We start from the raw sequence: 13,939 nt of genomic DNA, 5'->3' as shown, positions 1-13,939 counted from the left end.
CAGCTATGGGAAAAGGCTAAAATGCGCGACCCCAGCTAACCGCTGATTCAAATTTCAATGCGCCCCACAAGGTTCGCTACGTGATCGAGTTCCAACAGGTACATAAAACCTACCGCGTTGCCGGTAGGGAAATCCCCGCACTGAATCCGACCAGCCTGACCATCGAAGATGGCCAGGTGTTCGGCCTGATCGGCCATTCCGGCGCCGGCAAAAGCACCATGCTGCGCCTGATCAACCGTCTGGAAGAACCTTCCGGCGGCAAGATCATCGTCGACGGCGAAGACGTCACCGCGTTCAACGCCAGCCAGCTGCGCGGCTTCCGCCAGCAGGTCGGGATGATTTTCCAGCACTTCAACCTGCTGGCCTCCAAGACCGTCGCCGACAACGTCGCCCTGCCATTGACCCTGGCCGGCGAGCTGTCGCGCAGTGAGATCGACACGCGCGTCACCGAGTTGCTGGCCCGCGTGGGCCTGTCAGACCACGCCAAGAAGTACCCGGCGCAGCTGTCCGGCGGCCAGAAGCAGCGCGTCGGTATCGCCCGCGCCCTGTCCACCAACCCGAAGATCCTGCTGTGCGACGAGGCCACCAGTGCCCTCGACCCGCAAACCACGGCCTCGGTCCTGCAACTGCTGGCCGAAATCAACCGTGAGCTGAAGCTGACCATCGTGCTGATCACCCACGAGATGGACGTGATCCGCCGGGTCTGCGACCGCGTGGCGGTGATGGACGCCGGCCAGATTGTCGAGCAAGGCTCGGTGGCCGAGGTGTTCCTGCACCCGCAGCACCCCACCACCAAGCGCTTCGTCCAAGAAGACGAGCAGGTCGACGAAGGCGAGCAGCGCGACGACTTTGCCCACGTACCGGGCCGCATCGTGCGCCTGACCTTCCAAGGCGACGCTACCTACGCGCCGTTGCTGGGCACCGTGGCCCGCGAAACCGGTGTGGACTACAGCATCCTCGCCGGGCGTATCGACCGCATCAAGGATGTCCCCTATGGCCAGCTCACCCTCGCCCTGATCGGCGGAGACATGGAAGCGGCGTTTGCCCGCTTCAAGGCAGCTGACGTACATATGGAGGTACTGCGTTGATGGACGCCCTGAATTTCTTCGCCAACGTCGACTGGGCCGAAATCTGGCTGGCCACCATCGACACCATGATCATGCTGTTCGGCTCGCTGTTCTTCACCGTGCTGCTGGGCCTGCCGCTGGGTGTGCTGCTGTTCCTCTGCGGGCCGAAGCAGATGTTCGAACAGAAGGGCGTGTACGCGCTGCTGTCGCTGGTGGTCAACATCCTGCGCTCGCTGCCGTTCATCATCCTGCTGATCGTGATGATCCCATTCACCGTGCTGATCACCGGCACCTCGCTGGGCGTTGCCGGCGCCATCCCACCACTGGTAGTGGGTGCCACGCCGTTCTTTGCCCGCCTGGTTGAAACCGCTCTGCGTGAAGTGGACCGCGGCATCATCGAAGCCACCCAGTCGATGGGCGCCACCACCCGCCAGATCATCACCAGCGCACTGCTGCCGGAGGCCCGCCCGGGTATCTTCGCAGCCATTACCGTCACCGCCATCACCCTGGTTTCGTACACCGCCATGGCCGGTGTGGTGGGTGCGGGCGGCCTGGGCGATCTGGCTATCCGCTTCGGTTACCAGCGTTTCCAGACCGATGTGATGGTAGTGACCGTGGTTCTGCTGCTGGTACTGGTTCAAGTCCTGCAAAGCGTGGGCGACAAACTGGTCGTACATTTTTCCCGTAAGTAACCCCAATAGGGTCGGCCCGGCCGACCCGTTCGGGGGCCGTCGCGGCCCTCACAAGGAGTGATCAATGAAGAAGCTGCTTGCTGTCGCTGCCGCTGTCGCGGCCTTCTCGGCCCACGCCGATACCCTGACCGTTGCCGCCACCCCGGTGCCGCACGCCGAGATCCTCAACTTCGTCAAACCGCAGTTGGCCAAAGAAGGCGTGGAGCTGAAGGTCAAGGAATTCACCGATTACATTCAGCCGAACGTGCAGGTGGCCGAAAAGCGCCTGGACGCCAACTTCTTCCAGCACCAGCCATACCTGGATGAGTTCAACAAGGCCAAGGGCACCAACCTGGTGAGCGTGGCGGGCGTGCACATCGAGCCGCTGGGCGTGTATTCGACCAAGATCAAGAAGCTGGACGAGCTGTCCTCCGGCGCTACCGTGGTCATCCCCAACGACGCCACCAACGGCGGCCGCGCCTTGCTGCTGCTGGACAAGGCCGGTGTGATCAAGCTCAAGGACAACAAGAACATCCTGTCCACCGTGAAGGATGTTGCCGAGAACCCGAAAAGCATCAAGTTCCGTGAGCTGGAAGCGGCCACCATCCCGCGTGTGCTGACCCAGGTCGATGCCGCCCTGATCAACACCAACTACGCGCTGGAAGCCAAGCTGAACCCGGAAAAAGACGCGCTGGCCATCGAAGGCAGCGACTCGCCTTACGTGAACATCCTGGTTGCCCGCCCGGACAACAAGGACTCGGAAGACATGAAGAAACTGGCAGCTGCACTGCACTCGCCAGAGGTGAAGCAATTCATCATCGAGAAGTACAAGGGCGCTGTGGTTCCAGCGTTCTGATCCGACACCCCTGGGGCCGCTTTGCGGCCCTTTTCGCGACACAAGGCCGCTCCTACAAGAGACCGCGTACCCCTGTAGGAGCGGCCTTGTGTCGCGATAGGCCTGCGCAGCAGGCCCATCAATCTCAATCCCGCTTCACAAGCCCAGGCAACTGCGCCACCAGCTTCTGGTTGTTGAACGGCGCACGAATAAACCCGCGCTGACGCCCATCCGGCCCCACAACCGCCAGGTTGCCGCTGTGGTCCACGGTGTACCCCGGCTTGCTGGTATCCGCCGGTATGAACGGAATGCTCAAGGCATTGGCCAGCTTCTGGGTGTCTTCGATCGACCCCGCCACACCGACAAAGTCCTTGTCGAAATAGCCCAGGTACTGCTTCAGCTGGTTCGGCGTGTCGCGGTTCGGGTCCACACTCACCAGCACCACCTGCAGCCGGTCGACGGCTTCCTTGGGCAACTCGCTCTTCACCTGGCGCAACTGGGCCAGGGTGGTCGGGCAGATGTCCGGGCAGTAGGTGTAACCAAAGAACAGCAGCGACCATTTGCCCTTCAGGTCATCCAGCCGCACGGGCTGGCCGTCCTGGTTGGTCATGGTCACGTCGGCCACAGTGCGGCTCTGCGGCAGCAGGATGATGCCGGCGTCGATCAGCTCGGTGGGGTTGGGCTGGTCGCGACCATTGAGCACCTTGTTGACGGTCAGGCCCAGGATCAACGCGACCAGGGCAACGAGGATGAAGACGGTTTTCTGGGTTCGGGTCATAGGTTCAGCAACAGGTAGTGGTCAAGGAGCAACGCGATGAACAGCGCGAACAAGTAGGCGATAGAGTACTTGAAGGTGCCGATTGCCGCGTGCGGCCGGCTGCCACGGTACAACACCCAGCCCCATTGCAGGAAGCGCAGGCCCAAGACCAGGGCACAGGCCAGGTACAGCGGGCCGCTCATGTGGATGGCATACGGCAGCAGGCTTACCGCCAGCAGAATCAGCGTGTACAGCAAGATATGCAGCTTGGTGTAGCGCTCACCATGGGTCACCGGCAACATCGGGATATCGGCCTTGGCGTACTCCTCCTTGCGGTGGATGGCCAGCGCCCAGAAGTGCGGCGGGGTCCAGGCGAAGATGATCAGCACCAGCAGCAAGGGCTCAGCGCTGACATGGCCGCTTACCGCCACCCAACCAAGCAACGGCGGGGCGGCGCCGGCCAGGCCGCCGATGACGATGTTCTGTGGCGTGGCGCGCTTGAGAAAGCCGGTGTAGAGCACCGCATAGCCCAGTAGCGAGGCCAGGGTAAGCCAGGCCGTGAGGGCGTTGGTGAACGCCAGCAGCAGAGCCATGCCCAGCAGCGCCAGTGCCAGGGCGAACAGCAATGCCGGCAGCGGCTCGACCCGACCCTGGGCCAGCGGCCGCTTGTGGGTACGTGCCATCAGTGCATCGATGCGTCGGTCCACCACATGGTTGACCACCGCAGCGCCACCCGCGCACAAGCCGATCCCCAGGTTGCCGAACAGCAACACGCTCCAGCTCACACCCGCGCGGGTGGCCAGGAACATGCCTGCCAGCGAGGTGATCAGCATCAGCACCACCACCTTGGGCTTGGTCAGCTCCAGGTAATCGCGCCAGCTGGCCCGCCTTGCGCTCAGAAGCGTCGCCACGAATCGTTCCTCATGTGATGGGATATGCCCACGCCAGCCACAGGCCGCAGGCGCCAGCCATTGCCGACCCCCACGCGAACCCTGTCGACCACGCGAATGCGGTAATTCACCAGCACCATGCTCAGCAGCAGCATCGCGCCGCCGGCATTGTGCGCAACAGCCACCGCCAGTGGCAGGTGGAACACCACGTTGCTGATACCCAGGCCCACTTGCAGGGTCAGCGCCAGCAGCACCACCCGTGCCAGGCCGGGCAAGCCGCAGCGGTGCAACTTCCAGCTAAGCATCAGCAGCACGCAGGTCACCAGCAACGCGCCCAGCCGGTGGCTGATGTGGATGGCGGTGCGGGCATCACTGTCCAGTTGCCCGCCAAGGTAGTTTGGACCGACGTGCTGGGTCAGGTGGAAGCCATTGCTGAAGTCCGCCACCGGCCACCATTGGCCATGGCAGGTCGGCAGGTCGATGCAGGCGACGGCTGCGTAGTTGGCACTCACCCAGCCACCCAGAGCAATCTGGCCGATCACCACCAGCAGGGCCAACGCAGCGAGCCGGCGCAAGCTCAGGGGCAGTTTTGGCAAGGGTGCAAAGGCCCGTGATAGACGCAGTGACAACAGGAACAGCAAGCTCAGCGTGGTAAAGCCCCCCAACAAATGCGCCGTGACCACTTGCGGCCACAACTTCAGGGTGACCGTCCACATGCCGAAGGCGGCCTGGGCCAACACCACACCCAGCAACAGCACGGGCAGGCGATAGGGCTGGCCATCGCGGGCATGCCGGCGCAGCGCCTGGAAAGCGAGCAGGGCGATTACCACGGCTAGAGTCCCGGCAAAGTAGCGGTGAACCATCTCGGCCCAGCCCTTGGCAGCTTCCACCGGGTGCTCAGGAAAGTGCAGCTCGGCATGGGCCAGTTGCGCTTCGCTCTTGGGCACGCTGATGAAGCCATAGCAACCCGGCCAGTCGGGGCAGCCGAGGCCGGCATGGGTCAGCCGGGTATAGGCACCGAGCAGGACGACCAGCAGTGCCAGCAGGGTGGCGAACACAGCAAGGCGAAATCCGGGTCTGGCCATGGCAGGCTCCTAGCCGATATTGGACAGCTTGAGCAGGTGGCGCAGGTCATCCAGCACATGCTTGCCGTTGACCTTGCCGTCGTAGCGCAGCACCAGGTTGCCGTGCGGGTCGACAATCCACAGCTGCGGGCCGGGCTCGGCAACCTTCTGCTGGTAACGTTGCGCATCCAGCGGGTAGCGCTGCAGCTGCGGGTACTCGCGGCCGAGCAGCGCCTGGTAGTCGGCGCTCAGCGGCTGGGCAGCGGCCAGTGCATGGCTGGCGCGGCTGGCATCGCGGCCCAGGCCGACCTGAATCTGCCGGGCCAGGTACACCAGCCGCTGGCAGTCTTCGGCACAGGCCTGAGGCGCGCTGACCAGCAACTGCCAGCGCTCGTCCTCGCCGGCCACGCCAAGATCGGCACGGCTTTCCCCGTTGCCGATCATCGCGCCGTGGTAGCTGCGGCCTTCCGGTACCCAGAAGTTGAGTTTGTACATGCTGGTGGCCAGGATCATCGGCCCGAGCACTACCAGCAGAATCAGCAACAGCTGCAAACGCCCGCGGGCTCTGGGCTTGCTACGTTCAGGCAGGTCCAGTGGAGTGGCGGTGGCCATGGCGTTTCTCCTTGTTTTGGTGCCAGCCGAAATAGAGGTAGAGCAGAACCAGAGCGGTCGCCAGGGCGAACCACTGCACGGCGTAGCCCAGGTGTTTTTCCGGGCCCATGGCCACGACCGGCCAGTCCAGGCGATAGGTCGCCGGGCCGGGCTCCAGGCGCAGTTCGTGGGCGAAGCCTTCGCGGTCGAGCTGCGGCCATAGCTGCGCGGCATCAATGGCGGTAAGCAAATGCGGCCATTGGCCGCCTTCAGGGTCGGGATGCAACTGGAAGGTGCTGCCGGGCGAGACATACACGGACGCGTCCAGCGCCAAGGCCTGGGACGGGGTTTCGAAATGCACCGGCACCCGGCGGTCCGGCCATGGCAGCCAACCGCGGTTGACCAGCAACCACAGGCCACTGGCCTGGTCATGGAAGGGTTGCAGCAGTTCGACACCGGCCTGGCCGTCACGCATGCGGTTGTCCAGCAGCAGGCTGTGCTCGGCATCGAAGCGGCCATACAAATGCACGCGGCGGAACGCGTTGTCGTCACTGGACGTCAGCTGGGCTGCGGCCAGCGGCGCCTCGACCCGTCGCTCGGCATAGCTGGCCAACAGCCCACGCTTTTCTTCGGCTCGGCCGAGTTGCCAGCAGCCAAGGGCAATCAGCCCCGGCAGCAGCGCAAGCACCACCAGGGTCGGTACCCAGCCTGGGCGAAACGGCCTCACGGGCGCCTCGCTATACTTATCCACATCACCGCATCCCCCGGAGTAGCGCCATGCTCAAGGCCGCGATTGTCCTGATGCTGTTGGCCACGATTGCCAGCTTGTTCAGTGGCCTGGTGTTTCTGGTCAAGGACGATGAAAACTCAACTCGTCTGCTCAAGGCACTGACAGTGCGGGTGACCCTGGCGGCGCTGACCATTGGCCTGGTGGCCTGGGGCTTCATCAGCGGTCAGCTCGTGTCCCACGCCCCCTTCTGAAGTTTTCATCTGCCCCCTGTAGGCGCGGGCTTGCCCGCGCCTACAGGGTCTCTGTTTCCCTTCAAAGCACGTATACGAATATGAACAACCCCACCCACACCACATCGACGAAGTGCCAGTACCAGCTGGCCGCTTCGAAGCCGAAGTGTTTCTCCGGGTTGAAGTGCCCACGCAAAATACGCACGAACATCACGATCAGGATGATCGTGCCCAAGGTCACGTGGGCGCCGTGAAACCCGGTGAGCATGAAGAACGTCGCGCCATAAATCCCCGAGCCCAGCGTCAGCCCCAGCTTGGTATAGGCCTCGTGGTATTCAAAGGCCTGCAAGGCGATGAAGCTGATACCCAGCACGATGGTCAGCGCCATCCAGAATTTCAGCGGCCCACGGTGGTCACGGCGCAAGGCGTGGTGGGCAAGGGTGATGGTCACACTGGAACTGACCAGCAAGATGGTGTTGATCAGTGGCAAGTGCCACGGGTCGATCACCTCCTTGGGCGGCGGGAACAGTTTCGGGTCGGGTGTGTGCAGCAGCGGCCAGGTGAATTCGAAGGTCGGCCACAGCATGTGCGCGACACCTTGGCCCCTTCGCCGCCCAGCCATGGCCCTGCCAACACCCGCACGTAGAACAGCGCACCGAAGAAGGCCAGGAAGAACATCACCTCGGAGAAGATGAACCAGCTCATGCCCCAGCGAAACGAGCGGTCCAGCTGCGGGCTGTACAACCCGGCGCGGCTCTCTTTGACCACGGCCCCAAACCAACCGAACAACATGTAGGCCAGGAACAACGCGCCGATGAAGAAGATCAGCGGCCCATGCGAGTCCGGGTGGCCGGCCTTCATGTCGTTGAACCAGGTTCCCAGACCGAACACCGTGATGAACATGCCGATGGTGGCGATGATCGGCCACTTGCTCTGCGCCGGGACGTAGTAGTGCTCATGACTTGCCATTGCTGTTCTCCTTCCCTTAACGGGCGCCCTGGACGTCCTGGGCCGCAACATGCGCGACCGGCGGGTGGCGAGCGGTGATGTCGAACAAGGTGTAGGCCAGTGTCAGGTGCTTCACGCTGGCCGGCAGATCGCGGTCGACGATGAAGCGCACCGGCATCTCTATGCGTTCGCCGGGCTGCAGCACCTGCTGGGTAAAGCAGAAGCACTCGGTCTTGTGGAAGTACGCCGCGGCCTCGGCCGGGGTGATACTGGGTATGGCCTGCGCGCTCATCGGCCGATCGGTCGGGTTATGCGCGACGAAGATCATCTGGTTCACCGCCCCTGGGTTCACCTCCAGCTGATCGGCCGTGGAATAGAAGTCCCAGACCATGTCGCTGGCGTTGGTCGACATGAACTGCACCCGCACCGAACGCGTCGGGTCGCTGACCTGGCTACCTTCGTACTGGCCACCCGTTTTGCCGTTGATGCCAAAGGCCTTGCACATCACGTCGTAGATCGGCACCAGGGCGAAACCGAAGGCGAACATCACCACCGTCAGCATCAGCAGGCGCGTTACCAGGCGTTTCAGCGACAGGCCGTTCATGGCTGATTTCCTATTTCACTTCCGGGGGTGTCTGGAAGGTGTGGTAGGGCGCAGGCGAAGGAATCGACCATTCCAGGCCCTCAGCGCCATCCCAAGGCTTGGCAGGCGCCGGCGCGCCCCCACGTATGCACTTGATGACAATGAACAGGAAGAAGATCTGCGTGGCGCCAAACATGAAGGCGCCGATCGACGACACCATGTTGAAGTCGGCGAACTGCAGGTTGTAGTCCGGGATGCGTCGCGGCATGCCGGCCAGCCCCACGAAGTGCATGGGGAAGAAGGCCATGTTCATGCCGATGAACGACAGCCAGAAGTGCAGCTTGCCGAGGGTTTCGTCGTACATGTGGCCGGTCCATTTCGGCAGCCAGTAGTAGGCCGATGCAAAGATGCCGAAAATTGCCCCTGGCACCAACACGTAGTGGAAATGCGCCACCACGAAGTAGGTGTCGTGGTACTGGAAGTCCGCCGGGGCAATCGCCAGCATCAGGCCGGAGAAACCGCCGATGGTGAACAGGATGACGAAGGCAATGGCGAACAGCATTGGCGTTTCGAAGGTGAGCGAGCCTTCCCACATGGTGCTGACCCAGTTGAACACCTTCACCCCGGTGGGCACGGCAATCAGCATGGTGGCGTACATGAAGAACAGCTCGCCGACCACCGGGATGCCAACCACGAACATATGGTGGGCCCAAACGATGAACGACAGGAAGGCGATGGCGCCGGTGGCATATACCATCGAGGTGTAGCCGAACAGCGGCTTGCGCGAAAACGCCGGGATGATCGAGCTGACCGCGCCGAAGGCCGGCAGGATCATGATGTACACCTCAGGGTGGCCGAAGAACCAGAACACATGCTGGAACAGCACCGGGTCACCGCCACCGGCGGCACTGAAGAAGCTGGTGCCGAAGTGGATGTCCATCAGCATCATGGTCACCACGCCGGCCAGTACCGGCATCACTGCAATCAGCAGGAACGCGGTAATCAGCCACGTCCAGACGAACAGCGGCATTTTCATCAGGGTCATGCCTGGGGCACGCAGGTTGAGGATGGTGGCGATCACGTTGATCGCCCCCATGATCGAGCTGATACCCATCAGGTGGATGGCGAAGATGAAGAAGGTGACGCTGGCTGGCGCATAGGTGGTAGACAGCGGGGCGTAGAACGTCCAGCCGAAGTTAGGCCCGCCACCCGGGCTGAACAGGGTCGAGACCAGCAGCAGGAAGGCCGCCGGCAGCAGCCAGAAGCTGAAGTTGTTCATCCGCGGCAAGGCCATGTCTGGCGCGCCGATCATCAATGGGATCATCCAGTTGGCCAGCCCGACGAAGGCCGGCATCACTGCACCGAACACCATGATCAGGCCATGCATGGTGGTCATCTGGTTGAAGAACGCCGGCTCAACGATCTGCAAGCCCGGCTGGAACAGCTCGGCGCGGATCACCATGGCGAACGAGCCACCAAGCAGGAACATCATGAAGGCGAACCACAGGTACATGGTGCCGATGTCCTTGTGGTTGGTGGTCAGCACCCAGCGCATCAGGCCCTTGGCCGGGCCGTGTGCATGCTCATGGCCGTGGGCGTGGTCGTCGATCACTGCACTCATGTCCTGTCTCCTGCAACCCATTGATTGCCGCGAGTAACCCGGTTCACTTGGCTTCTGCCTGCTTCAGCGCCAGCACGTCCTTCGGCGTGACCATGTCGCCTTTGTTGTTGCCCCAGGCATTGCGCTCGTAGGTGACCACAGCGGCGATGTCGACTTCCGACAGCTGCTTGCCGAAGGCCGCCATGGCCGTGCCGGGCTTGCCGTGGAAGACAATGCTCAAGTGGCCTTCCTTCGGCCCGGTGGCGATCTTCGAGCCCTTGAGTGCCGGGAACATCGGCGGCAGGCCTTGGCCTTCAGCCTGGTGACACGCCACGCAGGTGGTGTGGTAGATCTTGTCGCCACGTTCCACCAGCTCTTCCAGGGTCCATTCCTTGCTGGTCAGCTCCTTGAGCTTGGCGGCTTCGGCCTTGCGCTCGCCTAGCCAGGTGTCGTAATCGGCCTTGGACTTGACCTCGACCACCACCGGCATGAAGCCGTGGTCCTTGCCGCACAGCTCGGTGCATTGGCCACGGTAGATGCCGGGCTTCTCGATACGGGTCCAGGCTTCGTTGACGAAGCCGGGGATGGCGTCGCGCTTGACCGCGAAGGCCGGCACCCACCAGGAGTGAATGACGTCGGCAGCGGTCACCAGGAAACGCACCTTGGCACCCACCGGCAGCACCAGCGGCTGATCGACTTCAAGCAGGTAATGCTCGTCCTTGGGGGCTTTGTTGTGAATCTGATCGGCGGGCGTGGCCAGGTTGCTGAAGAACTCCACGTCCTGGCCCAGGTATTTGTAGTGCCACTTCCACTGGTAGCCGGTGACCTGAATGTCGATGTCCGACTCGCTGGCGTCGTAGATGTCGATCAGGGTCTTGGTGGCCGGGATGGCCATGACCACCAGGATCAGGAAGGGCACCACGGTCCAGAGGATTTCCACCCAGGTATGCTCGTGGAAATGCGCGGCCTGCTGGCCGGTGGAGCGGCGGTGGATGACCATCGACCAGAACATCGCGCCAAACACCACGATGCCGATGATCACGCAGATCCAGAAGATGGTCATGTGCAGGTCGAAGACGGCGTTGGAGACCTCCGTCGCCCCTGGGTGCATGTTCACGGTCCAGGCGGCGTTGGCCTGACCAAAAACCGACCACAACAGGAGGCCCATCCAGACATGTGGATGTCGCATCATTGCGGGTTCCCCTTCTAATTCTTGTTGTCCCGGAGGCGTGGCCTGCGGCAAGAGGGAACGGCGGTCAAGACTGCCTGGCTTCGACGACCGAGCCCCTGCTAAAAGCAGTCGGGCCTCATCAACGAATCACGTTCAACGGGAGTATAGACAGCGACCAATGGCACGCAATGAAGCCTGTGAAATGAACCTCACGAAATAGGCAAATGGCCTGAAAACCGCGAGGTTGATAGGGTGTGGCGAAATAATGGCATTTCGATATGCCTGAGAGCGCACACGTTTGCGGGATTTATAACAAATACGTCTTAGGTATTCTGTATACCGAGCTAATTTAGTGTCTTCCGTTTGAAACGTAATGTCCCTGGAGTTGTCATGAACATCGCTGCTGTACGCGAGCAGGTAAGCCAAGCCCATCAACATGAAGGCCAGACCGGCCAATTGAAACAGCGTCTCGAGTTGCAACTGCCCCACCTGCACCCCTCGATCCAACTGCCTGAGCAGGACGCCCAGGGTACTTTGGCGCGCTTCGTCAGCGCCTACATCGACCAGGTTCCGGAATTGCTGGAGGCCGCGCATGAGGTCGCCCGCGAAGCCGGGATCGAATCGCAGATCAAACCGGTACTGAAAATTGCCGAAGCCTACTTCCTGCAACCGCCCAGTGTGATGCAAGGGCATGTAGGCCTGGACTGCCTGCTGGATGAGGCTTACCTGGCACACCGTCTGGTGGAGGAAGTGAATGACCTGTACATCCGCCACTTCCAGCAGCCGCTGATCCCGGTCGACACCACCGTCGCCAACCTGATTGCCCACCAGTTGATTGGCGAGAGCTTTGCCAACCAGCTGGATGAGGTGGTGCATCACTCGGTTGACGAAATGCTCGATGACGAGAGCTTTGCGGTGGAATCGGTGGAGGCTTATCGCGAGAAGCTGAGCAGCCCTGCAACTGGCGAGGCGTGGAAGCGCTGGCCGTGCCTGTCGCGACAGCTGGGTGTGGAGCTGGGCCAACCGGCCTGATCCTCCTGTACCGGCCTCTTCGCGGGCACGCCCGATCCCACAGGGACCGCACAGGCTTTGAATGCTGTGCAGTACCCTGTGGGAGCGGGTTTACCCGCGAAGAGGCCAGTTCAGACAACAGAGATTTTCAGCTTCAGGCCCCAATCCCCGCCGTAGTCCGCAACCTCCCCTCGATCCGCCGCTTCAACCGCCGCTGCTCGATCAGCAGCCGCGACCCATTCGCCCCATTGCTGCGGTTCCAGTCTTCCAGCAACTCAAGGCACGAGTGGTCGATGTAGCTCAGGTTACCCAGCGGCACGTGCAACGTAGTGCCCGCCGGTACGGTATCCAGCACCTGGGTCAGCGCCGGCACCTTCAGGAACGTCGCCGCACCACTGAGCCGCAGCTCCATATGCCCAGCTTTTTCCAGGCTGACCAGGTTGATCTTCAGCCGCGCCGCCTTGAACGCCAGCTTCAGCAGGGTCAGGGCAAAACCCAGCATCACGCCGGTCAGCAGGTCGGTGAAAATGATCGCCAGCGCCGTCACCGCATAGGTGAACATCGGCATGCGGCCATAACGGCCCAGCCCACGAAACGCCTTGAAATCGACCAGCTTGACCCCGGTGTACACCAGCACACCCGCCAGGCTCGCCACCGGAATCTGCTGCAGCACGCTGCTCAGCGCCACCACGAAAGCCAACAGCCAAAGGCCATGGAATATCGCGGAGGCCCGCGTCTGCGCCCCCGCCTGCACGTTGGCCGAGCTGCGCACGATTACCCCGGTCATCGGCAAAGCGCCCAGCGCCCCGCAAAGCATGTTGCCGATGCCCTGGGCTGACAGCTCGCGGTCGAAGTCCGAACGCTGGCCACTGTGCATGCGGTCAACCGCTGCGGCCGACAGCAAGGTTTCGGCGCTGGCGATGAACGCCAGGGCAAAGGCAGCGACCAGCAGGGTAGGGTCGGCGAGTTGCATCAGGTCATCTGGGCGAATCCAGTCAATGGCCTCGGACAGGTCTGCCGGCACTTGTACGCGGTTCACCGGCAAGGCCAGCCACAGGCTGATGGCGGTCATGCTCGCCACACCGAGCAAGGCACCCGGCACGAAGCGCAGCCGCTGCGGCCGAAGGCGCTCCCAGCCCCACATGATGGCGATGGTGCCGAGGCCCAGCGCACCGGCCATCCAGCCAGCGCCTGCGCGTTCCTGTGGCAGGGCTGCGGCAACGGTGGACGGGAATGTCAGCAGGTTCTGCAACCCGGAAGGCTGCGGCGCCGTATCGAACATCACATGCACCTGCGACAGCACGATCAGCACCCCAATCCCCGCCAACATGCCATACACCACCGCCGGCGCGGTGACGCGGAACCAGCAGCCCAGGCGCAAACGCCCAGCCAGCAACTGCAGCAGGCCGGCCAGCAGCAGGATCGGCCCAAGCATGGGCATGCCATGTTGGCGCACCAGCTCGAACACCAGTACTGCCAGGCCTGCGGCCGGTCCACTGACCTGCAGCGGTGATCCAGCCAGAAAACCGACGACAATCCCGCCGATAATGCCGGTAATCAGGCCTTTGGCCGGCGGCATACCCGAGGCGATCGCAATGCCCATGCACAATGGCAGCGCCACCAGGAAGACCACCACCGACGCCAGCAACTCACGCGGCAGGGCCGCTTTCAACTGTGTAATGTTCACCGTGTTTCTCCTTTCTCTAGTCGCACGGCCATTCCTCTGGCCGTGGGCACGTTTGCCCCTGACGAGCGCGCAGGCGCGGGCCGCCAGCGGGTTTGCCGGCAGGG

The 13,939-nt window shown here is 62.5% G+C and carries 14 protein-coding genes and 1 pseudogene; 5 read left to right on the top strand and 10 right to left on the bottom strand.

Going from position 1 to position 13,939, the window contains the following annotated elements; translation table 11 throughout:
- The first annotated feature begins 80 nt into the window (after nt 1–80).
- From AB5975_10565 to AB5975_10555, 3 genes are all read left to right on the top strand, one after another.
- On the top strand, nt 81–1,088 hold the full coding sequence (locus AB5975_10565; GenBank protein XDR22210.1) for a methionine ABC transporter ATP-binding protein: 1,008 nt from the start codon (nt 81–83) through the stop codon (nt 1,086–1,088).
- Complete coding sequence (locus tag AB5975_10560; GenBank protein XDR22209.1) at nt 1,088–1,759, top strand: methionine ABC transporter permease; 672 nt, start codon at nt 1,088–1,090, stop codon at nt 1,757–1,759. Before AB5975_10565 ends, AB5975_10560 begins: the two co-directional genes overlap by 1 nt.
- 64 nt (nt 1,760–1,823) lie before the next feature.
- The gene (locus AB5975_10555; GenBank protein ID XDR22208.1) at nt 1,824–2,594 is read left to right on the top strand and encodes a MetQ/NlpA family ABC transporter substrate-binding protein; all 771 of its coding nucleotides are present in this window, start codon (nt 1,824–1,826) and stop codon (nt 2,592–2,594) included.
- Nucleotides 2,595–2,718: 124 nt separating this feature from the next.
- On the opposite strand, the gene AB5975_10550 is transcribed toward AB5975_10555, so the two are convergent.
- Genes AB5975_10550 through AB5975_10530 form a run of 5 tightly spaced genes read right to left on the bottom strand, consistent with a single transcriptional unit; the run spans nt 2,719 to nt 6,602 of the window.
- Nucleotides 2,719–3,351: an SCO family protein gene (locus AB5975_10550; protein XDR22207.1), complete on the bottom strand. Its 633-nt coding sequence runs from the start codon at nt 3,349–3,351 to the stop codon at nt 2,719–2,721.
- Nucleotides 3,348–4,241: a heme o synthase gene (gene cyoE / locus AB5975_10545; GenBank protein XDR22206.1), complete on the bottom strand. Its 894-nt coding sequence runs from the start codon at nt 4,239–4,241 to the stop codon at nt 3,348–3,350. The genes AB5975_10550 and cyoE overlap by 4 nt, the downstream gene beginning before the upstream one ends.
- The gene (locus tag AB5975_10540) at nt 4,226–5,305 is read right to left on the bottom strand and encodes a heme A synthase (GenBank protein XDR22205.1); all 1,080 of its coding nucleotides are present in this window, start codon (nt 5,303–5,305) and stop codon (nt 4,226–4,228) included. The genes cyoE and AB5975_10540 overlap by 16 nt, the downstream gene beginning before the upstream one ends.
- 9 nt (nt 5,306–5,314) lie before the next feature.
- Nucleotides 5,315–5,896 (bottom strand): hypothetical protein, encoded by a 582-nt coding sequence (locus tag AB5975_10535; GenBank protein XDR22204.1) that lies wholly within the window; start codon nt 5,894–5,896, stop codon nt 5,315–5,317.
- On the bottom strand, nt 5,865–6,602 hold the full coding sequence (locus AB5975_10530; protein ID XDR22203.1) for an SURF1 family protein: 738 nt from the start codon (nt 6,600–6,602) through the stop codon (nt 5,865–5,867). Before AB5975_10530 ends, AB5975_10535 begins: the two co-directional genes overlap by 32 nt.
- A 50-nt stretch (nt 6,603–6,652) precedes the next feature.
- Between AB5975_10530 and AB5975_10525 the strand changes: the two genes are divergently transcribed.
- Nucleotides 6,653–6,856: a twin transmembrane helix small protein gene (locus AB5975_10525; protein ID XDR22202.1), complete on the top strand. Its 204-nt coding sequence runs from the start codon at nt 6,653–6,655 to the stop codon at nt 6,854–6,856.
- A gap of 61 nt (nt 6,857–6,917) precedes the next feature.
- Here AB5975_10525 and AB5975_10520 read toward each other — a convergent pair.
- From AB5975_10520 to coxB, 4 genes and pseudogenes are all read right to left on the bottom strand, one after another.
- Nucleotides 6,918–7,804: pseudogene (locus AB5975_10520) on the bottom strand (cytochrome c oxidase subunit 3).
- 16 nt (nt 7,805–7,820) lie between these two features.
- Complete coding sequence (locus AB5975_10515; protein ID XDR22201.1) at nt 7,821–8,387, bottom strand: cytochrome c oxidase assembly protein; 567 nt, start codon at nt 8,385–8,387, stop codon at nt 7,821–7,823.
- Nucleotides 8,388–8,397: 10 nt separating this feature from the next.
- Nucleotides 8,398–9,987, bottom strand: coding sequence for a cytochrome c oxidase subunit I (gene ctaD / locus AB5975_10510; protein ID XDR22200.1), 1,590 nt, complete (start codon nt 9,985–9,987; stop codon nt 8,398–8,400).
- A gap of 43 nt (nt 9,988–10,030) precedes the next feature.
- The gene (gene coxB, locus AB5975_10505; GenBank protein XDR22199.1) at nt 10,031–11,158 is read right to left on the bottom strand and encodes a cytochrome c oxidase subunit II; all 1,128 of its coding nucleotides are present in this window, start codon (nt 11,156–11,158) and stop codon (nt 10,031–10,033) included.
- Nucleotides 11,159–11,527: 369 nt separating this feature from the next.
- Here coxB and AB5975_10500 point away from each other — a divergent pair, with 369 nt between their 5' ends.
- Nucleotides 11,528–12,169 (top strand): hypothetical protein, encoded by a 642-nt coding sequence (locus AB5975_10500; protein ID XDR22198.1) that lies wholly within the window; start codon nt 11,528–11,530, stop codon nt 12,167–12,169.
- A gap of 133 nt (nt 12,170–12,302) precedes the next feature.
- Here the strand turns inward: AB5975_10500 and AB5975_10495 are convergent, their stop codons facing one another.
- A complete protein-coding gene (locus AB5975_10495) occupies nt 12,303–13,835 on the bottom strand; it encodes a SulP family inorganic anion transporter (protein ID XDR22197.1) in 1,533 nt (510 codons plus the stop codon).
- Between the last annotated feature and the right edge of the window lie 104 nt (nt 13,836–13,939).

The organism is Pseudomonas putida (assembly GCA_041071465.1).
GTDB classification, from domain to species: domain Bacteria; phylum Pseudomonadota; class Gammaproteobacteria; order Pseudomonadales; family Pseudomonadaceae; genus Aquipseudomonas; species Aquipseudomonas putida_P.
The sequence above is the reverse complement of the archived record's forward strand: the minus strand, read 5'-3'. Positions and strand labels throughout refer to the sequence as shown.